Origin of the sequence: Photobacterium makurazakiensis, assembly GCF_050336715.1 — a bacterium.
GTDB classification, from domain to species: domain Bacteria; phylum Pseudomonadota; class Gammaproteobacteria; order Enterobacterales; family Vibrionaceae; genus Photobacterium; species Photobacterium makurazakiensis.
Genome location: NZ_JAKJSJ010000142.1, coordinates 1 through 1,238 on the forward strand (window position 1 = coordinate 1; position 1,238 = coordinate 1,238).

Consider the following 1,238-nt stretch of genomic DNA (forward strand, 5'->3'; position numbering starts at 1 on the left):
GCTTGGTAGCGCATCTGGTTTGGGACCAGAGGGTCGGGGGTTCGAATCCCTCTTCACCGACCACTTTTCAATCTGTTGGATTTAGGTCGGGCAGAATCATCTGATAAGATGTAAAACATATATGTCGGTGAATAGCGCAATTTGGTAGGGCATCCTGATTTTAGGAATAGCGGACCAGAGGGCGACCCTTGAGCAGGGCATCGCAAAGCTCACTTAGTCGGTGAATAGCGCAGCTTGGTAGCGCATCTGGTTTGGGACCAGAGGGTCGGGGGTTCGAATCCCTCTTCACCGACCACTTTTCAATCTGTTGGRTTTMGRYCGGGCAGAATCATCTGATAAGATGTAAAACATATAAGTCGGTGAATAGCGCAGCTTGGTAGCGCATCTGGTTTGGGACCAGAGGGTCGGGGGTTCGAATCCCTCTTCACCGACCACTTTTCGAAAGCCTCGTCTTATGACGAGGCTTTTTTCGTTTTGGGTGTTTGGTTAAATTATTGAATAGTGCAGTTTGGTAGCGCATCGCAGCTCTTGGTATAAGCGGACCAGAGGGTTGGGGGTTCCTGTTTCCTTGATTCGCCTCTTCACCGACCACTCTTCGAAATCCTCAACTACGCGTCCCGGTCTTATGACGAGGCTTTTTTCGTTTTGGGTGTTTGGTTAAATCATTGAATAGCGTAGCTTGGTCGCGCATCGCAGCTCTTGGCATAGGTGGACCAGAGGGGCGGGGGTTCCCTGTTTCCTTGATTCGCCTCTTCACCGACCACTCTTCGAAAGCCTCAACTGCGCGTCCCGGTCTTATGACGCAGGCTTTTTTCGTTTTGGGTGTTTGGTTAAATCATTGAATAGCGTAGCTTGGTCGCGCATCGCAGCTCTTGGCATAGGTGGACCAGAGGGGCGGGGGTTCCCTGTTTCCTTGGTTTGGCCTCTTCACCGACCACTTTTCGAAAGCCTCAACTGCGCGTCCCGGTCTTATGACGCAGGCTTTTTTCGTTTAGGGTTTGGTCATGATAGTGAATAGCGCAGTTTGGTAGCGCATCGCAGCTCTTGGTATAAGCGGACCAGAGGGGCGGGGGTTCCCTGTTTCCTTGGTTTGGCCTCTTCACCGACCACTTTTCGAAAGCCTCGTCTTATGACGAGGCTTTTTTCGTTTTGGGTGTTTGGTTAAATTATTGAATAGTGCAGTTTGGTAGCGCATCGCAGCTCTTGGTATAAGCGGACCAGAGGGTTGGGGGTTCCTG

At 51.1% G+C, this 1,238-nt stretch carries 2 tRNA genes; both read left to right on the forward strand.

The annotated features are described in order from the left end of the window. Window positions 1–218 precede the first annotated feature (218 nt). Window positions 219–295: transfer RNA gene (locus tag L4D09_RS28740), tRNA-Pro, on the forward strand. 62 nt (window positions 296–357) lie between these two features. Beyond that, window positions 358–434: transfer RNA gene (locus L4D09_RS28745), tRNA-Pro, on the forward strand. Window positions 435–1,238 lie beyond the last annotated feature (804 nt).